The sequence below is a fragment of the Bartonella sp. B41 genome (genome assembly GCF_053795765.1).
In genome coordinates this window covers 1,348,574-1,371,984 of record NZ_CP200037.1, presented here as the reverse complement: position 1 = coordinate 1,371,984, position 23,411 = coordinate 1,348,574, and the positions used below count along the sequence as shown (strand labels likewise).

At 38.0% G+C, this 23,411-nt stretch carries 19 protein-coding genes, 1 tRNA gene and 1 pseudogene; 7 read left to right on the top strand and 14 right to left on the bottom strand.

Going from position 1 to position 23,411, the window contains the following annotated elements:
- Positions 1–142: 142 nt before the first annotated feature.
- Entirely contained in the window at positions 143–2,899 is a 2,757-nt protein-coding gene (gene mutS / locus V4P54_RS06010) for a DNA mismatch repair protein MutS (protein WP_455477116.1), read from the top strand.
- A gap of 155 nt (positions 2,900–3,054) precedes the next feature.
- Here the strand turns inward: mutS and ilvD are convergent, their stop codons facing one another.
- From ilvD to V4P54_RS05995, 3 genes are all read right to left on the bottom strand, one after another.
- The gene (ilvD, locus tag V4P54_RS06005) at positions 3,055–4,893 is read right to left on the bottom strand and encodes a dihydroxy-acid dehydratase (protein ID WP_455477115.1); all 1,839 of its coding nucleotides are present in this window, start codon (positions 4,891–4,893) and stop codon (positions 3,055–3,057) included.
- 469 nt (positions 4,894–5,362) lie between these two features.
- Positions 5,363–5,438, bottom strand: a tRNA-Ala gene (locus tag V4P54_RS06000).
- A 78-nt stretch (positions 5,439–5,516) separates the two neighbouring features.
- The gene (locus tag V4P54_RS05995; protein WP_455477114.1) at positions 5,517–5,897 is read right to left on the bottom strand and encodes a TIGR02300 family protein; all 381 of its coding nucleotides are present in this window, start codon (positions 5,895–5,897) and stop codon (positions 5,517–5,519) included.
- Between the two features lie 198 nt (positions 5,898–6,095).
- On the opposite strand from V4P54_RS05995, the gene aroA reads away from it, so the two are divergent.
- From aroA to pncB, 4 genes are all read left to right on the top strand, one after another.
- Positions 6,096–7,424, top strand: a complete 1,329-nt coding sequence (aroA, locus tag V4P54_RS05990) for a 3-phosphoshikimate 1-carboxyvinyltransferase (protein WP_455477113.1) — start codon at positions 6,096–6,098, stop codon at positions 7,422–7,424.
- Complete coding sequence (cmk, locus tag V4P54_RS05985) at positions 7,418–8,062, top strand: (d)CMP kinase (RefSeq protein ID WP_455477112.1); 645 nt, start codon at positions 7,418–7,420, stop codon at positions 8,060–8,062. Before aroA ends, cmk begins: the two co-directional genes overlap by 7 nt.
- Positions 8,063–8,215: 153 nt before the next feature.
- Positions 8,216–9,916, top strand: coding sequence for a 30S ribosomal protein S1 (gene rpsA, locus V4P54_RS05980; protein ID WP_455477111.1), 1,701 nt, complete (start codon positions 8,216–8,218; stop codon positions 9,914–9,916).
- Between the two features lie 694 nt (positions 9,917–10,610).
- The gene (gene pncB, locus V4P54_RS05975; RefSeq protein ID WP_455477110.1) at positions 10,611–11,900 is read left to right on the top strand and encodes a nicotinate phosphoribosyltransferase; all 1,290 of its coding nucleotides are present in this window, start codon (positions 10,611–10,613) and stop codon (positions 11,898–11,900) included.
- 164 nt (positions 11,901–12,064) lie between these two features.
- On the opposite strand, the gene V4P54_RS05970 is transcribed toward pncB, so the two are convergent.
- The 11 genes and pseudogenes from V4P54_RS05970 to nth form a co-directional block, all read right to left on the bottom strand.
- Positions 12,065–12,451, bottom strand: a complete 387-nt coding sequence (locus V4P54_RS05970) for a YbaN family protein (RefSeq protein ID WP_455477109.1) — start codon at positions 12,449–12,451, stop codon at positions 12,065–12,067.
- A gap of 399 nt (positions 12,452–12,850) precedes the next feature.
- Entirely contained in the window at positions 12,851–13,765 is a 915-nt protein-coding gene (locus V4P54_RS05965; protein ID WP_455477108.1) for a metal ABC transporter permease, read from the bottom strand.
- Positions 13,762–14,640: a metal ABC transporter permease gene (locus tag V4P54_RS05960; protein WP_455477107.1), complete on the bottom strand. Its 879-nt coding sequence runs from the start codon at positions 14,638–14,640 to the stop codon at positions 13,762–13,764. Before V4P54_RS05960 ends, V4P54_RS05965 begins: the two co-directional genes overlap by 4 nt.
- Positions 14,637–15,466: pseudogene (locus V4P54_RS05955) on the bottom strand (manganese/iron ABC transporter ATP-binding protein). Before V4P54_RS05955 ends, V4P54_RS05960 begins: the two are co-directional and overlap by 4 nt.
- A complete protein-coding gene (locus tag V4P54_RS05950) occupies positions 15,466–16,371 on the bottom strand; it encodes a metal ABC transporter substrate-binding protein (protein ID WP_455477705.1) in 906 nt (301 codons plus the stop codon). The pseudogene V4P54_RS05955 and the gene V4P54_RS05950 overlap by 1 nt, the downstream one beginning before the upstream one ends.
- Positions 16,372–16,614: 243 nt before the next feature.
- Positions 16,615–17,190, bottom strand: a complete 576-nt coding sequence (locus V4P54_RS05945; protein WP_455477106.1) for a hypothetical protein — start codon at positions 17,188–17,190, stop codon at positions 16,615–16,617.
- A 242-nt stretch (positions 17,191–17,432) separates the two neighbouring features.
- Positions 17,433–19,853, bottom strand: coding sequence for a phenylalanine--tRNA ligase subunit beta (gene pheT / locus V4P54_RS05940; RefSeq protein WP_455477105.1), 2,421 nt, complete (start codon positions 19,851–19,853; stop codon positions 17,433–17,435).
- Between the two features lie 30 nt (positions 19,854–19,883).
- The gene (pheS, locus tag V4P54_RS05935) at positions 19,884–20,969 is read right to left on the bottom strand and encodes a phenylalanine--tRNA ligase subunit alpha (protein ID WP_455477104.1); all 1,086 of its coding nucleotides are present in this window, start codon (positions 20,967–20,969) and stop codon (positions 19,884–19,886) included.
- A 93-nt stretch (positions 20,970–21,062) separates the two neighbouring features.
- Entirely contained in the window at positions 21,063–21,464 is a 402-nt protein-coding gene (rplT, locus tag V4P54_RS05930) for a 50S ribosomal protein L20 (RefSeq protein ID WP_455477103.1), read from the bottom strand.
- A 32-nt stretch (positions 21,465–21,496) separates the two neighbouring features.
- Positions 21,497–21,700: a 50S ribosomal protein L35 gene (gene rpmI, locus V4P54_RS05925; protein WP_455477102.1), complete on the bottom strand. Its 204-nt coding sequence runs from the start codon at positions 21,698–21,700 to the stop codon at positions 21,497–21,499.
- 139 nt (positions 21,701–21,839) lie between these two features.
- Positions 21,840–22,580 carry an endonuclease III gene (nth, locus tag V4P54_RS05920; RefSeq protein WP_455477101.1) on the bottom strand — a complete coding sequence of 247 codons (741 nt, stop codon included), beginning with the start codon at positions 22,578–22,580 and terminating at the stop codon, positions 21,840–21,842.
- Between the two features lie 113 nt (positions 22,581–22,693).
- Between nth and V4P54_RS05915 the strand changes: the two genes are divergently transcribed.
- Positions 22,694–23,122, top strand: coding sequence for an Hsp20 family protein (locus V4P54_RS05915; RefSeq protein WP_455477100.1), 429 nt, complete (start codon positions 22,694–22,696; stop codon positions 23,120–23,122).
- 26 nt (positions 23,123–23,148) lie between these two features.
- Positions 23,149–23,400, top strand: a complete 252-nt coding sequence (locus tag V4P54_RS05910) for a BQ00720 family protein (protein ID WP_455477099.1) — start codon at positions 23,149–23,151, stop codon at positions 23,398–23,400.
- The last annotated feature ends 11 nt before the right edge of the window (positions 23,401–23,411 follow it).

Sequence of the window (23,411 nt, the reverse complement as noted above, 5' to 3'; positions counted from 1 at the left end):
AATTTGATTCACATACCAGAAATCGCTATGCTTTCTTTGGCAAACCCTATCATACATTTCCATTCAGAGATAATGAAGATAAACATCGAAGTAAACAAAAAAGGGAATTCAAGCTTCTATTGAAGAAAACAGGCACATAAAAATGGATAACAAAATTAACCACAGAAATAATTTAATTCCACGCTCAACGCCCTCTTCCAATTCGCATCAAGAACGCCCAACACCTATGATGGAACAATATATAGCAATTAAATCCGTGAATAATGATTCTCTTCTCTTTTACCGTATGGGTGACTTTTATGAATTGTTCTTTAATGATGCAATTGAAGCTGCCCAAGCTTTAGGAATTACACTGACAACACGTGGAAAACATTTAGGTCAGGAGATTCCTATGTGTGGAGTTCCCGTTCATGCTGCGGATGATTATCTGCAAAAATTAATTGCCTGCGGATACCGCGTTGCGGTTTGCGAACAGATGGAGGATCCTTCAGAAGCTAAAAAACGTGGTTCAAAATCTGTTGTTCGGCGTGATGTCGTTCGTCTTGTCACACCTGGAACCATAACAGAAGAAAAACTTCTTGATCCAACGCGTGCAAACTATCTTATGGCACTAACTCGCATAAAAACTAATGATGGAGAAGAATTTGCTCTTTCTTGGATTGACATCTCAACAGGTATATTTAGGGTAACAGAAAGTCGTCAAGAAAGACTCTTAACAGACATCATGCGTATAGATCCGCAAGAAATAATCGTAGCTGACTCATTTTTTCATGATAAATCCCATAAATCGCTTTTTAATACACTCAATCGTATCATCTCACCTCAACCAGCAAATCTTTTTGATATAATCACCGCTGAACGCGACATTTGTAGTTATTTTAAACTCTCAACCCTAGAAGGTATTGCTGATTATTCACATTCTGAACTCTCTGCCATCGTCTCTGCAATTCGCTATATCGAAAAAACACAAATCACTCATCGCCCCCCATTAATGCGCCCTGAACGCCAAAATGAAAATGCTACCCTTTTTATTGACGCTGCAACAAGGATGAGTCTTGAGCTTGTTCGAACCACAGCAGGACAGCGTGATGGCAGCTTGCTAAAAGCTATTGACCGTACTGTTACAGGAGGTGGTTCGCGCCTTCTCATTGATCGCTTAATTTCTCCCCTAACAACACCTTCTGCTATTAATAAGAGACTAGATTCTATTGATTTTTTTCTGCGCAATACATCTCTTGCAAAAGCTATACAACTCATTTTAAAGGGGGGCCCAGATATGCCACGTGCAGTTTCACGTTTAGCTCTTAATCGAGGAGGACCGCGTGATATGGCAACAATTCAGCGTGGCTTTGAAATTATTCATGAACTTAATCAACTGCTTAATAATGAATTACTTCCCCAAGAAATAAGCGAAGTACAAGAGGTTTTTTCACATTTGCCAACTGCATTACATTTGCATTTAGAACAAGCACTGGCCGATAACCTACCACTCCTAAAACGTGATGGCGGTTTCGTCCGCCCTCATTATCATAAAGAGCTAGATGAAACGCGCGCTCTGCGTGATGAGTCTCGTCGTGTTATTGCCGAACTTCAAGCACAATATGCCCAAGAAACGGATATTAAAACACTTAAAATAAAACATAACAATATCTTAGGCTACTTCATTGAAGTAACAAATCTACAAGCACCCGCTCTCACCAATACTCCACAAGCAAAAGCGCGCTTTATTCACAGACAAACAATGGCAAATGCTATGCGCTTCACTACAACAGAACTTGCCGAACTTGAAAGTCGTATCGCCCACGCAGCAAATCATACCATAACGCTTGAATTGGAAATCTTTGATACCCTTGTTAATGAAATTACCACACAAGCTGATTTTATTCGTAAAGCTGCTGAAGCACTCGCTATTTTAGATGTATCTGTTGCATTGGCACATTTAGCTGAAGAACAAGGATATTGTCGTCCTACGATTGATCATTCACTTACCTTTCGTATCACTGCAGGGCGCCATCCTGTTGTAGAACAGGCATTACGAAAACAAGCAGCAGAACCATTTATAGCCAATAATTGCGATCTTTCGATGCAAAAAAACCATCAGTACGCAGCAATCTGGCTGCTAACAGGTCCTAATATGGGAGGAAAATCAACTTTTTTAAGGCAAAATGCTCTCATTGCTATTATGGCACAAATGGGCTCATTTGTCCCAGCATCTTCAGCACATATCGGCGTTATTGATCGCTTATTTAGCCGTGTTGGTGCTTCTGATGACCTCGCACGAGGGCGCTCAACTTTTATGATGGAAATGGTTGAAACAGCAACAATTTTGAATCATGCGAGCAGCCATTCTCTTGTTATTCTTGATGAAATTGGGAGAGGCACATCAACATTTGATGGACTTTCAATTGCTTGGGCAACGGTTGAATATCTCCACGAAGTTAACCACTGTCGTGCTATTCTTGCCACACATTTTCATGAAATGACAGCACTTACTGAAAAGCTTGATCGTCTCCACAATGTGACGATGAAAGTTAAAAGTTGGGATGGTGATGTAATTTTTCTTCATGAAATCACAGAGGGAGCTGCTGATAAATCTTACGGAGTACAGGTAGCAAAACTCGCTGGACTTCCTGCAACGGTTATCACCAGAGCTACTAATGTGCTACATCAATTAGAACAGGACGAAATGGCTAGAAAAGGACACAAACTAATTGATGACTTACCACTCTTTTCCCCTAAAGAAACAGAATTCGCAAATGGAAAAACAGACAAATGCTGCATACTTCATGAAGCTTTAAAAAACATCCACCCAGATGAGCTATCTCCTAAAGATGCCTTAGAAGAACTTTATCGCCTAAAACAACTTGAAAAAAATAAACCTTCTGTAGCAAATAAATAAAGAAATCATTTTTTGCTTAAACTTAGCTCGCCCCTGTTATTCAACGATACTGTTATCTCTTCTTCGTCCGTAAATGATGGAAAATATACCATATTACATTAACAGAAAAATCTTCGTTTATAATTTCAAAAATAAATCACTGATTTTTTTTAAAATTAAGCATTGCGCACCGCACCTTTTGCAGCAGAAGTTGTCATAGCTGCATATGCTCTAAGAGCCTTTGAAACCTTCCTTTTACGCTCTTCAACTGGTTTCCAAGCCGCTTTTCCCTTTTTTTCCATCCTCTCTCGACGATGCGTAATTTCAATTTCATCGACCAACATGCAAATGGTACGATTTGGGATATCAATTTCTATAATATCACCCTCTTCTACCAAAGCAATTTCTCCTCCTTCAGCAGCCTCTGGTGAAATATGTCCGATAGAAAGGCCTGAAGTGCCTCCTGAAAAACGTCCATCTGTTATGAGCGCACAAGCACTTCCTAACCCTTTCGATTTAAGATAGCTTGTTGGATAGAGCATTTCTTGCATTCCAGGACCACCACGTGGACCTTCATAACGAATTACGACAATATCACCTGAATTAATTTTATCAGTCAAAATTGCTGAAACAGCTGAATCTTGACTTTCAAAAATCCTTGCTGGACCTTTAAAAGTTAAAATTGACTGATCAACCCCTGCTGTTTTCACAATACAGCCATCCCTTGCAAGATTTCCATAAAGAACCGCCAACCCCCCATCTTGTGAATAAGCATGTTTAACATCGCGAATTACACCTACTTTACGATCAAGATCAAGAGTATCATAGCGGCAAAATTGGTTAAAAGCTGTCTGTGTTGGAATACCGCTTGGTGCTGCACGATAAAATGCATGAACCTTTGTTTCATTTGTCCGCTTTATATCCCAATTACAAAGGGCTTCCTTCATTGTTTTCGCATGAACCGTGTAAACGGACGTATCAATAAGTCCAGCTACATCTAGTTCACCTAAAAGCCCCATAATGCCGCCAGCACGATGAACATCTTCCATATGTACATTAGCAACGGAAGGTGCAACCTTACACAAAACAGGAACATGACGTGAAAGACGGTCAATATCATTCATAGTAAAATCTACCTCACCTTCTTGCGCCGCCGCTAAAAGATGTAAAACAGTATTAGTTGATCCTCCCATAGAAATATCAACAGTCATTGCATTTTTAAAAGCATTACGCGAGGCAACAGAACGCGGCAAAACTGTTTCATCGTTTTTTTCATAGTAACGTTTAGCCAATGAAACAATCTGCCGTCCGGCTTCTTCAAAAAGTATTCGACGATCTGCATGCGTAGCCAACATTGATCCATTTCCTGGAAAAGAGAGCCCTAACGCTTCCGTAAGACAATTCATAGAATTAGCTGTAAACATTCCTGAACAAGAACCACATGTAGGACAAGCAGCACGCTCTATTTCAGAAACTTCTTCTTCTGTATTGCACTCAGATGCTGCTGCAACCATTGCATCAACTAAATCAACAGTAATATCCTGCCCCTTCCATTTGACTTTGCCTGCTTCCATAGGGCCACCTGAAACAAAAATTGTTGGAATATTTAACCGTAAAGCAGCCATTAGCATACCAGGTGTAATCTTGTCACAATTAGAAATACATACAAGAGCATCAGCACAATGAGCATTAACCATATATTCAACGGAATCTGCAATGATCTCACGCGAAGGTAAAGAATAGAGCATTCCATCATGCCCCATAGCAATTCCATCATCTACAGCAATCGTATTGAATTCCTTTGCAACACCTCCTTCAATAGCTATGTTTTGTGCTACAAGTTGTCCAAGATCTTTTAAATGCACGTGCCCTGGCACGAACTGTGTGAAAGAATTTGCAATGGCAACAATTGGTTTGCCAAAATCATCATCTTTCATCCCTGTTGCACGCCAAAGACTACGAGCTCCAGCCATGTTGCGCCCATGCGTCGATACTCTTGAACGGTAAGAAGGCATTATTTTTTCCCCTCGAATAATCTCCCATTTCCTATGTTGTGTTACAATGTGTTACAACACAATTCTAAAAATGGACATTTCAGCATAAAAATAGAAAAACGCGTCTATTAAGACAATTAAATTACAAAATTACAAGCCGTATATAATCCTTACTCAACAGCCATTACTTATAATCCAATAAAGATTTTCGATAAAACCTTTTTCCTTATATCATTTTTACTCATCTGCAGCACAAATGATAAACAATCGTTATGAACTACTGCTCCACTTTGTTTACCCTCATTGCAACAAAATTTCGTAAATATTGAATAATACAAACACATGGCTAATTACTATGAAATAAAAGAAGTTTAAAATTTAAAAAAAATAAAAAGAAAAGAACCTACGCAAACACCATAGCTCTAATTGTCTGAAGTACAGGTTATTTCAAAATACTTGTGTTTTACTTGAAAAAATATTGTAACCTATTTGGTGGAGCTAAGCGGGATCGAACCGCTGACCTCTTGCATGCCATGCAAGCGCTCTCCCAGCTGAGCTATAGCCCCTCAAAAGACGGAGATTTCAAGAAATTTCTTAAAACGATAAAAACAGAAGATCAAGAAGAATTTGCACTTTATGATCTCTTATACATCATCGTCATTGGAAACACCACCTCCAAGAATACCAGTAACATCCTCATCTTCATCATCCTCATCATGAGACAAAAACGCATCATCATCATCACCAATATCCACGTCGCTATCCCCTAAATCAGGAATATCATCATCTTTGGAAGCATCAACGTCTTCTTCAAGAAGCATAAAGGCAGATTTTTCAAGCGCTGTATCAAGCTCTTCGGCATCAACATCCTCCTCGCTGCTTGCTTCCGCTGCTGCAACTTCAAAATAAGAACGAGGATAAGAAATTCCTGTATAGGGCGACACAATAGGATCGCGATTAAGATCGTAAAATTTTTTTCCCGTTTCTGGGTCAACACGTTTAGTTCCAAGTTCTTGTTTTGCCATAAACTATGCCCTCTTCGGTTAATTATATTTCATTATTAAAGACGAATTTTATGGTGCTTAATCGAAAGATAATACTCTTGTCAAAGAAAATACACTATTCAACACGCATTTTCCCATGACGCCTCTCGAAGCATGTGTTAAAATGCCTGATTTAACAAAATATTCAATAGATTTTAGACAAAATTAAATAAAATTTCTATGCAAAAAATAACACCCGCAACTGCTTATAAATCTACAAATCTCTCTGGTAAAATCAAGATACCTGGAGACAAATCAATTTCCCATCGCTCCCTTATATTAGGGGGGCTAGCAAATGGTGAAACATGTATTCATGGATTGCTTGAAAGCGATGATGTTCTAAATACAGCTGCTGCTATGCAGGCTATGGGAGCCTGTATTCATAAAAAAAATGATCTCTGGATTATTCATGGAACCGGAAATGGTTGTCTTTTAACTGCACAACAACCTTTAAATTTCGGTAATTCTGGCACAGGTGTTCGCTTGGTTATGGGAATGGTTGGTACTTATCATATGAAAACAACCTTTGTTGGTGATGCCTCTCTATCCAAGCGACCAATGAAGCGTATTCTCGACCCACTTCGTTTAATGGGCGTTGAAATTGAAGCAACACATGATAATCACCTCCCCTTAACGCTTTACGGTCCTAAAACATCTACTCCTATTTGCTATCGTATTCCGGTAGCTTCTGCTCAAGTTAAATCAGCAATCTTACTTGCTGGACTCAATACCACTGGAATTACAACCGTTATTGAACCAACTTTTACTCGAGATCATACAGAAAGAATGCTGAAAGCATTCGGTGCTGAAATTGAAACAGAAATAGATGCAGAAGGAACCCGCTTTATTCATCTTAACGGCCAGCCACACCTCACTGGACAAAACATTGATATTCCTGGAGATCCTTCTTCCGCAGCTTTTCCACTTATCGCAGCTCTTCTTGTAGAGGATTCCGATATCACCATTGAAAATGTCCTTATCAATAGCTCTCGAATGGGACTTATTGAAACATTGTTGGAAATGGGAGCTAAGATTGAATTTTTGAATCAATGCAAAATGGGTGGAGAAGATATAGCTGATTTACGAGTTAAATCATCAACTCTGAAAGGCATAACTGTGCCCAAAGAACGAGCTACATCAATGATTGATGAATATCCTGCTTTAGCTGTAGCAGCATCCTTTGCTAATGGAAAAACAGTTATGTTAGGACTTGAAGAACTTCGTGTTAAAGAATCAGACAGACTATCAGCTATTGCTCAAGGTTTAAAAATTAATAACGTTGACTGTGAAGAAGGTACAGATTTTCTTGTTGTTCACGGAAAAACTTCATCAAAAAAATTAGGTGGTGGGCATGTCACAACACATCTTGATCATCGAATTGCTATGTGCTTTCTTGTTTTTGGGTTAATATCAGAAAAACCTGTTACTATTGATGATAAGCGAATGATTGCTACCAGTTTTCCAGAATTTATTCCTTTTATGCAACAACTCGGAGGTAAGATATGCTAAAACCTTTCGTTATTGCAATTGATGGATCAGCAGCAGCAGGAAAAGGAACATTAGCACGAGCAATCGCTGCTCATTATCATCTTCGCCACTTAGATACCGGCCTTACTTACCGCAGCGTTGCCCATGCGCTTTTAAAGCAAAAATTAGTTATCAATAAAAAAAGTGCTATCGTATATGCTGAAAGACTTGATCTAAACACTTTAAATCCAGAGCTTCTTTCTTCCCATGAACTTGGTGAAGCTGCTTCGAAAATAGCAATTATACCAGATGTGCGGGAAATTCTTGTAGAAAAACAACGCAACTTTGCAAAAATTCTGCCTGGAAGTGTACTTGATGGCCGTGATATTGGAACTACCGTGTGCCCTGATGCAAATATCAAGCTTTACATTTTAGCCGATGATCAAGTACGTGCAAAACGTCGCTATCAAGAAATTTTAAAAAAAGAAGGCAAAGCAAACTACGATGAAATCCTTGCCAATCTCAAGCAACGCGACCGTCGCGACATAACCCGTGAACACAGTCCTCTAAAACCAGCTAAAAACGCCCACTTGCTTGATACATCAGAATTGAGTATAGAGGCAACATTTATGGCTGCATGCTCTCTTATTGATCCTGTTATAAGAGCTCATGTAGTTTAAGTAAATTCGTAGGGGTAATTTCTGACCTAGCGCTAATTTTTCTTCCCGTACGTTAAGAAAAGTACGTTAAGAAAAAAGGTAGGAAATTGCTCTATATCAACACTAACCTAGCGCTTATGCCTTTTACAATGTAAGGTATGTTCAGGAGTTCTTATGTCACAATATAATCCCACAACAGCGGATTTTGAAAACCTTCTAATGGAATCTTTTAAAGCGAACGATCTTAATGAAGGATCCGTTGTTAAAGGCTGTGTTATTGCAATCGAAAAAGATATGGCCATTATTGACGCTGGTCTTAAAGTTGAAGGACGTATTCCACTTAAAGAATTTGGAGCTAAAGGAAGAGATGGTTCCTTGCAAATTGGTGATGAAGTTGAAGTTTACATTGAGCGTATTGAAAATGCGATGGGTGAAGCTGTTTTATCCCGTGAAAAAGCACGACGCGAAGAAAGTTGGACTCGTTTAGAAGAAAAATTTAATGCTGGAGTACGTGTTGATGGGGTCATTTTTAGCCAAGTAAAAGGAGGCTTCACAGTTGATCTCGACGGTGCTATTGCTTTCTTACCTCGTAGTCAAGTTGATATTCGTCCCATTCGTGATGTTTCACCGTTAATGCATAATTCACAATCTTTTGAAATTTTGAAGATGGATCGTCGTCGTGGCAATATTGTCGTTTCACGTCGTACTGTACTGGAAGAAAGTCGGGCCGAGCAGCGTTCAGAAATTGTTCAAAATCTTGAAGAAAACCAAATTGTTAAAGGTGTTGTTAAAAATATAACAGATTATGGTGCCTTTGTTGATCTTGGTGGAATTGATGGCCTCTTACACGTCACAGATATGGCGTGGCGACGTGTTAATCATCCATCTGAAATCCTCACGATTGGTCAAACTATTAAAGTTCAAATTATTCGTATTAATCAAGACACACACCGCATCTCACTTGGAATGAAACAACTTGAAAATGACCCTTGGGAAAACATCAGCACGAAATATCCCGTTGGTAAAAAAATCACTGGAGCTGTTACAAACATTACTGACTATGGTAGTTTTGTTGAAATTGAACCGGGAATCGAAGGATTGATCCACGTTTCCGAAATGAGTTGGACAAAGAAAAATATCCACCCTGGAAAGCTTTTGTCTACATCACAAGAAGTAGAAGTTGTTGTTCTTGAAATAGATCCTTCTAAGCGACGTATTTCTCTTGGTTTAAAACAAACATTTGAGAATCCGTGGGTGGCTTTTGCAAATAAATTTCCCGTGAATTCACAAATTGAAGGAGAAGTAAAAAATAAAACAGAATTTGGTCTCTTTATCGGTCTTGAAGGCGACGTCGATGGTATGGTTCACCTTTCTGATCTCGATTGGAATCGTCCTGGTGAACAAGTTATCGATACTTACAATAGGGGTGATATCGTTAAAGCTGTGGTTCTTGATGTTGATACTGAAAAAGAACGTATCTCTCTTGGAATTAAACAACTTTTTAACGATAAAGTTGGAGAGGCAGCAGCATCTGGTGAATTACGTAAGGGCACAATCGTAACATGCGAGGTCACTGCGGTTAATGATAATGGTATTGATGTTAAACTAATTGACCACAATCTTGAAACGACCATTCGCCGAGCTGATTTGGCACGTGATCGTGATGAACAGCGACCAGAGCGTTTTTCTGTTGGTCAGAAAGTTGATGCCCGTATCATTGCATTTGATAAAAAAACACGCAAAATTTCTGTATCCATCAAAGCTTTAGAAATCGCTGAAGAAAAAGAAGCTGTTGCTCAATATGGATCGACTGATTCAGGTGCTTCTCTTGGTGACATTCTAGGTGCAGCTCTAAAAAAGCAGGAACAAGATTGACGTTTTAGAAAAATCATTAAATTTTAGGTTGCTAGGAAAACTAGCAACCTTTTTTTATTTTTTAATGATATTTCTCTCTTAATTTTAAAATCAGCTAAAAGAATTATAATACCTAAAACGTTTATTATAAACGTGCTCTTAATAACTATCTGAAATCAACATTCCTTTTTGTGCTAATTTACAAATCCCAAGATACTCCATACGAATTACCTATTATGTTGTTTCTGATAAAGGCGTTTTATCTCCTAAATATGAGTAGCAAAAAATTTACACAATCGGTTAAGTAAAAATACCAATTTTATTTCTCTAAGCCTTTCACATAAACGGAATTATCAATTAGAGAAATAAACAGACATTTTTCTAAATATAAATATATGAGTAAAATCTTATTGGAACGTGGACTTACCTTCATTCTTACCAATTGAACAAAATCTACTTGTTGATTGTTTATATCATTAAAGTTGAATACAAGATTTAATAACATACTTCGTATTAAATTGAAGAATATACCGTAATTCAAAGGAATGAAGTAAAAAAATAAATAAAAATTTTAAATCTTAAAAATGGAAGAAATAGAAAGCTTTTTTTTTTATTGCTCAAAATAACAGAGTTGTTATAGTTTTTTCGTTTCCTATGATGACTACGTCAGTGCATCATAATCTTAGGTTTTAATCATCTCATAAGAGAAAAGGTCATGGATCATACGGATATTGCTAGACGTGTTTATAATCATACTTGGAAACTTGATCCAATTATCCGTTCACTGTTGGATACAGATTTTTACAAGCTTCTCATGGTACAGATGATTTGGGGACTTTACCCAAATGTAAACGTTACTTTCTCCCTCATAAACCGTACCAAAACAATCCGTCTTGTCGACAATATTGATGAAGGTGAATTGCGTGAACAACTCGATCATGCCCTTAGTTTGCGTTTTACTAAAAAGGAAATGATTTGGCTTGCTGGTAATACATTTTACGGTCGTAAACAAATTTTCAAACCAGATTTTCTCCATTGGCTTGAAAATTTTCAGCTCCCTGAATATGAGTTAACCCGCAAAGATGGCCAATATATCCTTAATTTTCATGGACCATGGGCTCATAGTTCCATGTGGGAAATCCCCGCCCTTGCCATTATTAGCGAATTACGTTCACGTGCTGCCATGAAAAATATGGGACGTTTTGCTCTCGATGTCCTGTATGCTCATGCTAAAGCAAAAGTGTGGAATAAAATTAAACGTCTCAAAAAGTTACCTGATATTAAAATATCTGATTTTGGTACAAGACGTCGCCACTCCTTTTTGTGGCAACGTTGGTGTGTTGAAGCATTAAAAGAAGGAATTGGTGATTCTTTTATGGGGACTTCCAATATCCTTCTCGCCATGGACGCAGATCTAGAAGCTGTTGGTACAAATGCACATGAATTACCCATGGTTATTGCTGCCCTAGCCGATAATAATAACGAATTGCAAAAAGCACCATACAAAGTCCTACAAGATTGGAACCGTTACTATAGTGGAAATCTTTTAATTGTTTTGCCTGATACTTTCGGTACAGAAGCATTTTTACGTAATGCACCCAATTGGGTATCTGATTGGACAGGTTTCAGACCTGACAGCGCTCCGCCCATTGAGGGCGGTGAACGTATTATCAAATGGTGGAAAGAAAAAGGACAAAACCCACAAAAAAAATTACTAATTTTTTCTGATGCACTTGATGTCAATACGATCGAGAAAACTTACCACCATTTTTGCGGTAAAGTACGCATGAGTTTTGGATGGGGAACAAATCTTACCAACGATTTTATAGGTTGTGCACCTCAAAAAAATGCAAACTTTGATGTCATTTCTCTTGTTTGTAAAGTCACCCACGCTAATAGCCGACCCACTGTAAAACTTTCAGATAATCCTGAAAAAATTACCGGTGACCCACGAGAAGTACAGCGTTATATAAATTTTTTTAAAAATGAAAACAAGCAAACGTAATAACCGCTTCACTTACTTATACAAAGTTGAGACAAATAGCTGAAAACTTATACGATTATCAACATAATAATGTCTCAAACTTTGAAAGCAAAAGTGCTTTATTCATAGAGCTAACAAAATTATAATAAAAAATAGCTGGAGAACAAAATATTTTATTTCTGCCACTATGAAGATGGGCGCGTTACAATATAAATAGCAATTGACAGTAAGACAACAGCAACCAATAAAGCAAGCCATAAGACAGGATCAAATATCATAAAAAATGATAAAAAGCCACAAGCCATACTAATCACTGCAAGAATTTTAACAAACAGCGAAATAGCTTTTTTTTCTTCCCACTGTTTAATAGGTTGTCCCAAAATACGGTGATTTTTCAACCAACTGTGAAAACGTGGCGATGAATGGGCAAAACACCATGAAGCAACTAATAAAAAAGGCATAGTCGGCATAATAGGCAGTGCTACACCAATAACACCCAACAAAATCATTGCCCATCCCACTATAGAATAGCAAATACGCAAAAGATGAGATGTTCTAAATTTTTTTTTCATTCTCTAATATCATTGTCCCTTACAAGAAACAAACATGTATTTCCTTGCTTTTTAAAAACTCGATATACACATTCTCCAACACAGCCTTATTTTTATTGGTGGATACATTTCAACAACAATTTCTTTTAAATCAATAAAACGGCTCATAGCTTACGCAATATGATGACCATTTCATAGTTTTCAAGCAATTGGGATAATTTTTTTAGAAATTCACAAACAAAAAGGCTGCAGAATAAATCAATGCAGCCTCTCGATTGTGAATGCAGAACTAGAGGGGGGGAAGAAAACACTGCACCCACCTGCTAGATATTAGGAGGAAAAATAACCTAGCACTCTGCTGTCTAGTTAAAATAAATATCAGAAACAATACATAAAAATGCATATCTAATATGCATAAATTTATTGAAATAAGGTATCTTTAAGCGTTCTCTTACAAAAGAAAATAGATATAAAAATAGCAATAAAGATAAGCGTTAAAATTAACACAATCGTAGAAGCAGAATCAGAACCAATAAACAAACTTAGGTAAATTCCTAAAAAACCAGAAAAAGCCGCAACAAGTACAGAAATCACTAACATAAAAGAAAACCGCTTAGTTATAAGATAAGCAATTGCTCCTGGAGCAATTAACAAAGAAATCACTAAAACGATTCCAATAGCTTTTAAGGCTGCAACAATAGTGAGAGAAATCATCGTCAAAAGAATATAATGGAGTACTGATATCCGCAATCCTATTGCACGTCCTTGAACAGAATCAAAAATATACAGCATAAAATCACGCCATTTTGCAACTAAAATAAAAGCAATAACAGCAGCAATTATTGCCGTTTGTATAATATCAAGCCAATTAACACCTAAAAGATTTCCAAATAAAATATGATTCAAATCTAAGCTGCTGTAAATAGCTGTTGCCAAGACAAGCCCAAAACCAAACATGGATGAAAAAACAACACCCATTACCGTATCCTGCTTTACACGACTGTTACTTCCTAAAAAACCCGTTACGATTGCACAAATCATACCTGCAACGAAAGCACCGCAAGCAATCAAGGTCATCGTGATATTATCTGGACGTACATACTGGAGCAAAGAAAAGGGTAAAAAAGCCAACAATTTTATAACCCATGGTGTTACCATATAACCAAGCACAACCCCAGGAAAAACTGCATGAGAAATTGCATCTCCTAAAAGAGCCCACCCTTTCAAAATAAGGAAACAAGAAAGCATTGCCATTGGGACAGAAAGAATAACAACAATAGCCATACCTTTCAGCATAAAAGAAAATTGAAAGGGAAGTAGTAATTGATCGATCATGGCGCGACACTTTTTGCTGATCTGACACTTTTTGCTGATCTTATGCGTAAGCGCGCAGCAAGAAAACCATGTTTAGGAGCAAAAACGAATGCTAAAGCGAAAAAAAATGCTTGAAAAAGCACAACAACACCACCAGTTTGCGCATTCAGAAAATAGCTTACATAAACACCAAATATACTTGTGAATGTCCCAATTATAACTGCTATAACTAAAATGTTTATAAAGCGATCACTCAAAAGATAGGCTGTCGCTCCTGGAGTCACAACAAGACATATAACCAAAAAAGCTCCAACTGTTTGCATAGCAGCAACAGTACAAGCAGCGAGTAATGTAAAAAAGAGAATTTTTAAAAACTTTATATTTAATCCAATAGCACGTGCATGTGCTTCATCAAATAAAGAAACCAATAAATCTTTCCATTTTAAAATTAGTATAAATAAAGAAAAAAAACTAATGAAAGCCAACTGTAAAATATCTGACGAACTAACTGCTAAAATATTTCCTAAAACAATCGTATCAATATTAACAGCCATTGGTTTCAACGATTTAAGAAACAGTCCAAAAGCAAAAAAGGAAGAAAAAATCAGTCCAATAATTGCATCCTCTTTTAATTTTGTTCGATTGTTAAAAAAAAGCATTGCAGCAGCGGCGAGGCCACCAGAAAAAAAAGCTCCAAGAGAAAAAGGCAATCCTAGGAGATAAGCTCCTGCTACCCCAGGGACAATTGCGTGAGAAAGCGCATCACCAATCAAAGACCAGCCTTTTAACATTAGAAAAGCAGAAAGAAACGCGCAAACACACCCAACTAACCCAGAAACCCACATGGCATTAATCATATATTGATAGCTTAACGGTTCAAGCAACCAAGAAATCATACGGCATGCCCTACTCTTTGAGTATCTTTAAGAACAGGTAACGGCTGTCCCTTCATAAATATATCATCTTTTAAGGTTTCCTGAAAATCGAAAATATGGTGATGTAAAGTCCCACCAAAAGTTTGCTCAAGATTTTTTTTGTAAAAACTGTTTCTGTTGATCCAGATGCCAAAATCGTTTTCTTTATTAAGATCGTATGATCGCAAAATTCACGAACAGACCCCAAATTATGGGTAGAAACCAATATCACAGCACCCTCTTTACGTAAATCCTGCAACAAAGCAATTATTTTATCTTCTGTTGTCACATCAACACCCGTAAATGGCTCATCTAATAAAATAGCATTTGCTTGCTGCGCAAGAGCACGAGCAAGAAAAACACGTTTTTTTTGACCACCAGAAAGTTCACCGATTTGACGTTTAGCGAACGCCAACATGCCAACACGCTCTAACGCAACACGGACAGCTTCATAATCTTGTGCTCGTGCATAGCGAAAGAAATTCATGTAACCATATCGTCCCATCAAAACAACATCTTCAACAAGAACAGGAAAATCCCAATCAACGTCTTCATTTTGAGGAACATAAGCGATGAGATTTTTCTTTAAAGCAGTTTTAACTGGCAAATCAAAAACGCTAATTTTTCCTTTTGATGGGCGCACAAATCCCATGATAGCCTTAAACAGAGTTGATTTACCCGATCCATTAACACCAATCAACGCTGCAACCGAACTCGTTGGAATTTCAAAATTCACATCATACAAAGCTGTGTAGCCATTACGATATGTTACCGATACCTCTTGGACAAATATTCCAGTTCCTACCATTAATCCCGTGCCTCATCTGATAAAGCATTCGCAATGCGTGTACTCGTAACCCGCAATAAATCAATATAAGTCGGTACCTCACCATTTTTTTCACTTAATGAATCAACATAAAGAACACCACCGTATCTGGCTCCTGTCTCTTTCGCAACTTGCTTTGCAGGCGCTGGGGAAATGGTGCTTTCAGAAAAAATAGCTCGAACATGGTATTTTCGTATCATATCAATAACACGCTTAACTTGCTGTGGCGTTCCCTGCTGATCAGCGTTAATTGGCCAAAGATACAACTCCTTCAAATTGAAATCACGTGCCAAATAACTAAATGCTCCCTCACTTGTTGCAAGCCAACGCCTATCTTCTGGCAATACCCCCAATTCAGCTATAATAGGATCAATTGTCGCCCGAATCTTCTGCTTATAAACTTCAGCATTTTCTTTATAAGTAGCAGAATTTTTAGGATCATATTTCATAAAAGCATCACGAATATTGTCAATGTAAACCAAAGCTGAAATTGGTGACATCCAAGCATGAGGATTCGGCTTTCCACTAAAAGGTCCCTCACCAATTTTTATTGGAACAACACCTTCAGAAACAACAACACTCGGAACATCCTTGATATTTTGGAAAAATTTTTCAAACCAAACTTCTAACTCTAACCCATTCCATAGTATAAGATTTGCCCCTTGTGCACGCATAAGATCATGGGGAGTTGGTTGATATCCGTGGATCTCAGCACCTGGCTTTGTAATCGATTCAACGTCAGCAACATCACCTGCAACATTCCGCGCCATATCAGCAATAATAGTGAAAGTTGTAACAGCCTTAAATTTGCTGGCGCAAATAACCAAACTGGGGGTTAAAAAGACAAAACCCCCAAAAACAATAGCAAAAAACATCCTTATGTTCATTGACTTTACTGAATTTACTGAATTTACTGAATTTATCAACAACGGCTAAAACTCTCCTCCTACACACACATAACAAAACAACATGCTGTAGAACGACATCGTAAACTCAGCATATAAGTTCAGAGATTGATTTAATGTCAATAAAAAACCTGCTCCACTTTATATTATATCAGCAATGACAACAAAAGTCATGATATTTTTTAACCCTCATTCAAAATTCTAGTGCCAGAAAGGCTACATCCATCAAAAGTAAATGTTACAGGTAGAAGAATAACATGCTAAACCATTATTCACATATGTTCCCTGTGTTTCCTGTGTAGAAAAAGAACTTGTTCCGAAAAAATCTGTTCCGAGGAAATTTGTTCCCTGTCCTTGTTGAGGATCATATGGATTACCCTGTTGTGGAGGACGGAAACCCTGTTGTGGAGGACGAAAACCTTGTTGTGGCGGAGGAGGAGGACAATATGGATCAACCTGTACAGGACCATATGGGTTGCCCTGTGGAGGACCGTACGGGTTCATATCAATCTGCACAGGACGCTGTAGAGGACGTACAACTTGCTGTGGAGGATGTACAGGAGGATGTACAGGAGGATGTACAGGAGGATGTACAGGAGGATGTACAGGAGGATGTACAGGAGGATGTACAGGAGGATGTACAGGAGGACGCAAACCACCAAAAATAGGACGAAGAAGATTAAGAGGATTTAAAATTCCCCCGATCAATCCTTTTTGCTGCGGCCCAACATATTGAGCCGAAGCCAAGCTCGGTAAAAGAACAGTACTCGCAAGAACTGCACTAAGAAGTATTTTTTTCATTAGCTCTCTCCATTGTTGCTAATAATTTTCATTGTCTTTTGTAGATAGCAGCTATCATTTATCTTTGCAATGGAAAATTTTTCTAAAAAAAAATATTAAAAAATATTTTTTACTAAAAAATAACTAATATTTAAAAATCATATTCTTAATATAAAGATTAATTAAAAAAATATATCTAAACAAAACAGGGGAATACTCAGAAATAATTCTGCTTCTAGGATAACTTTATGAAAAAAAATAGCTTAACTGCGCAAAGACGCACCCGTCATTTTTATGACGTTTTCTTTTATCTTTAAAGCAAGATCTTCTAGATCTTCATCAGTTAAAGTACGTTCAGTAGGCTGAATAGAAACTTCAATTGCAACAGATTTTTTGTTTTTTCCAAGCATCGAATCTTCAAAAACATCAAAAATTTGTACTGAATGTATCAGCCTTTTATCCGCACAACTCGCAGCACGAACAATAAGAGAAGACGCAACAGTTTTATCAACCACAAATGCAAAATCACGCCGTACCATTTGAAATGGTGATAATTTCAAAGAGGAACGTCTTTTAGTAGCTTTTTTCTTTGATTCTGGAATTTTATCAAGAAAAATTTCAAAACCACATAAAGAACCACTAACACCTAATCTTTCTAATGCAGCAGGATGAAAATCTCCAAAAAAACCAAGTATTATCTCTGATCCAAACTTTATGATCCCTGAACGACCAGGATGATACCAATTTGGCGCTCCAACTTCAATTTGTACTTTGCTAAGATCTATGCTGCATGCTTCTAAAACAGCCAAAGCATCTGCTTTGGCATCAAAAACATTAACCGTTATCGTATTACCACCCCAAAAGCGCCCAACTCCTTCAAATCGTTCTGTACCACGGCGAATACCACCAACAACATGTTTTTGTTTATCAGGAGTATCACCTTCATAAACGTTAGAGACCTCAAACAAAGAAAAATCCAACAAACCACGATCAGCATTTCGCTGTGCTGCCATAAGCAAACCAGGAAGAAGAGAAGGACGCATTACTGACATATCAGCCGCTATAGGATTAACCAATTTAAGTTGTGCTCGACTGCCCCCGAAAGCAACCGCTTGATTATCAGAAATAAAAGACCACGTCATAGCCTCTCTCATACCACGAAGAACCAAAGCTAAACGAGCAATGCGAGAACGAATCTGCAAACATGTTAAAACTTGACCTTTTCTATTTGCAAAATTTTCTAATGGAATGGGCACAATCTTATCAAGCCCATAAATCCTCATAACCTCTTCTACTAAATCAGCTTTATCATTAATATCAGGACGCCACGTTGGTACCCTGACCATAATTAGATCTTCTTTTTCTTTATTCTCAATTTGAAATCCAAGCTGCGTCAAAATAGACATGACTCGCTCACGCCCTATTTCCAAACGAGTCAGCCTTTTAATCTCAGAAAAAGGTAAGGAAATATATTTAATTTTTAATGGCTTATAGCCAACAACCTTCATCTTAGATGCTTCACCACCACAAAGACGCAAAACCAATTCCGTTGCAATATCAAGACCCGTTTCCATAAAATCTGGATCAACACCTCGCTCAAACCGATAACGTGCATCGCTGGTAATTCCTAATGCACGACCTGTTTTTGCAACCCCTTTTGAATCCCAAAGCGCTGACTCAATAACAACACGACGCGTCGTTTCATCACAGCAAGTTCTTTCACCACCCATGATACCGGCAATTGAAATAACTCCCTCTTCATCTGCAATGACACAATCTTTAACACTCAAATTATAGATTTTTCCATTGAGAGCCCGAAAACACTCACCCTCATAACCACTACGTATAACCAGATCCCCCTTAATTTTATCTGCATCAAAAACATGAAGCGGACGACAAAGATCAAAACTTAGGTAATTAGTGATATCAACCAACGTATTAATTGGCTTCAAACCAATTGCGCTCAAACGCTGCCGCATCCATTGCGGTGACACACTATTTTTTATATTTCTAATTTCACGCCAAGAAAACCCTTTGCATAAGGATTCGTTTTGCGGAAAATTTAAAGATACTTGAATTGTTGGTTCAAAAGAAACGGCAAACTGCAGCAATGACAATTCTTTTAATCGCCCAATTCCAGAAGCAGCTAAATCATGCGCAACCCCGCGAACACCCGCACAATCAGAACGGTTGGGTGTCAAATTAACATCAATTATCGGATCATCCAAACCCGCATAAACTGCAAACTCTACCCCAACAGGTGCATCATACGGCAATTCAATAATTCCATCATGCTTATTTGACAAATTAAGCTCTGATTGCGAACACATCATACCAAAACTTTCAACACCACGGATTTTACCAACAGACAATGTCATATCCAATCCAGGTATATAAGTGCTCGGCAATGCCAGAACACCAACAAGCCCAACACGCGCATTTGGAGCTCCACAAACAACTTGTATCGCTGTGCTAGATCCAACGTCCACCGATAAAATCTGTAATTTATCCGCATTGGGATGCTTAATCGCCGTTAACACTTTTGCAATCACAAAACCCTTTAAAGAAGAACGATCATCAACACGATCAACCTCAAGACCAATCGCCGTTAATTTATCGCAAATTTCATCCAAAGATGCTTCTGTTTCTAAGTGATCTTTCAACCAAGATAATGTGAATTTCATTCTTAAACCTGACATAAAACTGTGATAAGATCACGTACTTCTCGAACCAGAAAAAAAAGAAGATAGATCAAAATAACGAAAGCCATAATGATCCAACCAACGCAGATCAGCATCAAAAAAGGCACGTAAATCAGACATACCGTATTTTAACATCGCAAGACGATCAATGCCCATTCCCCACGCAAAACCCTGATACTCATCAGGATTTAAACCAACATTTTTCAGCACATTAGGATGTACCATCCCGCACCCTAAAATTTCTAACCAATCAGCCCCTTCCCCAAACTTTACTTCTGAACCAGAACGATCACATTGAATATCAACTTCCATAGATGGCTCAGTAAAAGGGAAAAAAGACGGACGAAAACGCATTTTCAAAGAAGGAACTTCAAAAAAAGCCTTACAAAAAGTCTCATGAAGCCACATCATATGAGCAATAGTAGAAACTTTATCAATAACGAGACCTTCCACTTGATGAAACATAGGTGAATGAGTAGCATCAGAATCCATACGATAAGCTTTTCCAGGAATAATAATCCGTATCGGTGTTTGTTGCTTTTCCATAATACGAATTTGTACGGGCGATGTATGGGTACGTAATAATTTTCTCTCTCCTGTTTCGCCAACATCGAAAAAAAAGGTATCATGCATCTCACGAGCCGGGTGACTTTCAGGAAAATTTAGTGCCGTAAAATTATAATAATCTGTTTCAATATCTGGCCCCTCTGCAAGAGAAAACCCCATATTCGCATAAATAGCTATAATTTCCTCAATCACCTGCGAGATAGGATGAATACGTCCACGTCCTACAGGTGAAGAACGCACAGGCAAAGTCACATCAACCATTTCTCTTGAAAGACGCTCATCCATTGTCTGACGCTTTAAAAAATCACGTTTTTGCGCCCATAACTCTAAAATGCGGCTTTTTAACCCATTGAGAGCCGAGCCAGCTGTATGGCGTTCTTCGGCATTCATCTTTCCTAACGCTTTTAATTTTTCAGAAATACTACCCTTTTTCCCTAAAGCTGCAACACGCACCGCTTCAAGTGCCTGTTCATCACTAGCAGCTTCTAAAGCTAAACAAATTTCTTGTTCTAAAAGCTCAATTTCGCTCATATTTTTGCCTGTTTTTGAACAAAAAACCCGCACTAGCAATAAAACAGCACGGGATCCCAAATGTATTAAAAGCCTTAAAAGAACACGACTAACTTACTTAACAGCACCCTCAAAAGCATTAGGTGTTGTGTCTTTTAAATACTCTAAAGCCTTCTTTGCAGAAACAACCAAAGCAGAAAACGCTGCTGACTCGTAAACTGCTATGTCCGAAAGAACTTTACGATCAACCTCAATGCCAGCTTTCGATAATCCATCAATAAAACGCCCATAAGTTAAACCTTCTGCGCGAACAGCTGCATTAATACGTTGAATCCACAAAGAACGGAAGGTACGCTTCCTATTTTTGCGATCACGATAATTATACTGTTTTGAGCGATCAACTGCTGCTTTGGCCGCACGAATAGTATTTTTACGACGACCATAAAAACCTTCAGCCTGCTTAAGAATTTTTTTATGCTTGGCGTGAGCTATAACGCCTCTTTTTACACGAGCCATATGACTATCTCCGAAAAATCAAAACGCAAAACCTAAAAGCTGTTTGGCAAATAATACTGAATAACTTTCCTAGTATCTTGCTCAGCCAAAACCATCGTACCACGCGCATCACGAATAAATTTATTCGAACGCTTAATCATGCCATGACGCTTTCCTGCAGCAGTCGCCTTTACTTTACCTGACGCAGTTATCTTGAATCTCTTTTTAGCAGACGATTTGGTCTTCATTTTGGGCATTTTGCTACTCCACATATCTATTAAATACAATCAAGCTGACCAGAGCTTAAACTAAGCATTCAAACAGCCACGGCATGCCCTGCCGGACTATTCCAACAGCACCTCAATAAGCCAGTATACACAAAATTGCAAGACCGTATTAAAAAAAAATTGGAGGACCATTACCTTGAATTTCAATCAAAGGAGCTGGAATTGAATTTGTTTTTATTGTTGCTTTGCACAAATCAGCAATTATGCATTGCGTACATTGTACTTTACGCGCTTGGCAAATATAACGCCCATGCAAAATAAGCCAATGATGAGCATAATTAAGATAACGAATTGGTATAATCCTTAGTAATTTTTTTTCAACAATTTCTGGTGTTTTTCCAGGAGCTAAGCCAAGGCGGTTTCCAAGGCGAAAAATATGCGTATCCACCGCCATAGTAGACTTACCAAAAGCAACATTCAAAATAACATTAGCGGTTTTACGCCCTACGCCAGGAAGTGCCATAAGCGCTTCACGATCATCCGGCACTTGACCATCATACTGTTCAATTAAAACGCTACAAAGTGCATAAATATTACGCGCTTTTGCACGCCAAAGACCAATTTTACGAATATGGCGCGCAATCTCTTCCTCTCCTAGTTCAATCATTTTTTCTGGTTGATCTGCAAGTAAAAATAATTCTTTTGTAACTTTATTAACGCTAGCATCTGTAGATTGAGCTGAAAGAATAACCGCAACTAAAAGAGTAAAAATATTAGTATAGATAAGATCACTTTTTGGAATAGGGCGCTGAACAGAAAAACGGCGAAACATTTCTGCAATTTCATCTTCCCTGTATAAACTTTTTGCAGCTTTTTGTGCCTTTAACAATTTTATTGTTTTTTGAACCACTGAACTCTCTCATCTACTCTCTTGAAGTTACTGCTTATACTCGCCATATGAAGGTATAGCGAACACCTTAATTTAGGGTTTGGTCAAATAGCCGCTTTAAAGAGGATATCACAATGACATATGTGACGCCTTTCTCCAATCCTCTTCTTTTAGGATTTGAAACTGTAGAAAACACACTGCAAAAAATTGGCAAAACCGACGATGCCTATCCAGGCTATAATATCGAACGTTTACACAAAAATGACGATGCAAACCATATGCGCATAACCTTAGCTGTTGCCGGATTTAAAATCGATAATCTAAGCATCTTTCTAAGTGACAATCAACTAACCATTCATGGTAAGAGAACAAGCGACCAAAACCATCAGTATTTATACCGCGGAATAGCCGCACGCCAATTTCAACGTACTTTTATTCTTGCCGATGGAATGCATGTCACAAATGCCAAGTTGAAAAATGGTTTATTATCAATTAACCTATATCAACAAAGATCAAAAAAAAGAGTGCAGCAAATTCCAATAACGGTCAACAATGATGAATAATGAAAAAGACATAAAGGAATAGTAAAATGGGAGAGTATAAACAAAACCCACCACTGCGAGATGCAGCTGACTCTGATGCAGGGCAAGTTGCCTATCTAAAAAAGGTTTGCACGGATGATCTTGCGAAAAACTTTCCGGATCTTCCACCAATGACTCCAGGCATTACAATATGGGCTCTTTTTGGAGAAACGGGATACCCAATTATTTTATCTGATGAGCGCTCTATTGCCCTTACAGGAGCCAATGAACATGAGCTAAAAATTGTAACTTTACACTAAACCTCCCTACA

Bases quoted from the DNA above. Each gene is read 5' to 3' on its own strand.
- pheT (WP_455477105.1), bottom strand. From the start codon at position 19,853: ATGAAATTCACATTATCTTGGTTGAAAGATCACTTAGAAACAGAAGCA.
- pncB (WP_455477110.1), top strand. From the start codon at position 10,611: ATGGATCATACGGATATTGCTAGACGTGTTTATAATCATACTTGGAAA.
- rpmI (WP_455477102.1), bottom strand. From the start codon at position 21,700: ATGCCCAAAATGAAGACCAAATCGTCTGCTAAAAAGAGATTCAAGATA.
- V4P54_RS05995 (WP_455477114.1), bottom strand. From the start codon at position 5,897: ATGGCAAAACAAGAACTTGGAACTAAACGTGTTGACCCAGAAACGGGA.
- V4P54_RS05910 (WP_455477099.1), top strand. From the start codon at position 23,149: ATGGGAGAGTATAAACAAAACCCACCACTGCGAGATGCAGCTGACTCT.
- mutS (WP_455477116.1), top strand. From the start codon at position 143: ATGGATAACAAAATTAACCACAGAAATAATTTAATTCCACGCTCAACG.
- rpsA (WP_455477111.1), top strand. From the start codon at position 8,216: ATGTCACAATATAATCCCACAACAGCGGATTTTGAAAACCTTCTAATG.
- ilvD (WP_455477115.1), bottom strand. From the start codon at position 4,893: ATGCCTTCTTACCGTTCAAGAGTATCGACGCATGGGCGCAACATGGCT.
- V4P54_RS05960 (WP_455477107.1), bottom strand. From the start codon at position 14,640: ATGATTTCTTGGTTGCTTGAACCGTTAAGCTATCAATATATGATTAAT.
- V4P54_RS05970 (WP_455477109.1), bottom strand. From the start codon at position 12,451: ATGAAAAAAAAATTTAGAACATCTCATCTTTTGCGTATTTGCTATTCT.
- V4P54_RS05915 (WP_455477100.1), top strand. From the start codon at position 22,694: ATGACATATGTGACGCCTTTCTCCAATCCTCTTCTTTTAGGATTTGAA.
- pheS (WP_455477104.1), bottom strand. From the start codon at position 20,969: ATGAGCGAAATTGAGCTTTTAGAACAAGAAATTTGTTTAGCTTTAGAA.
- V4P54_RS05965 (WP_455477108.1), bottom strand. From the start codon at position 13,765: ATGATCGATCAATTACTACTTCCCTTTCAATTTTCTTTTATGCTGAAA.
- V4P54_RS05945 (WP_455477106.1), bottom strand. From the start codon at position 17,190: ATGAAAAAAATACTTCTTAGTGCAGTTCTTGCGAGTACTGTTCTTTTA.
- rplT (WP_455477103.1), bottom strand. From the start codon at position 21,464: ATGGCTCGTGTAAAAAGAGGCGTTATAGCTCACGCCAAGCATAAAAAA.
- cmk (WP_455477112.1), top strand. From the start codon at position 7,418: ATGCTAAAACCTTTCGTTATTGCAATTGATGGATCAGCAGCAGCAGGA.
- aroA (WP_455477113.1), top strand. From the start codon at position 6,096: ATGCAAAAAATAACACCCGCAACTGCTTATAAATCTACAAATCTCTCT.
- V4P54_RS05950 (WP_455477705.1), bottom strand. From the start codon at position 16,371: ATGAACATAAGGATGTTTTTTGCTATTGTTTTTGGGGGTTTTGTCTTT.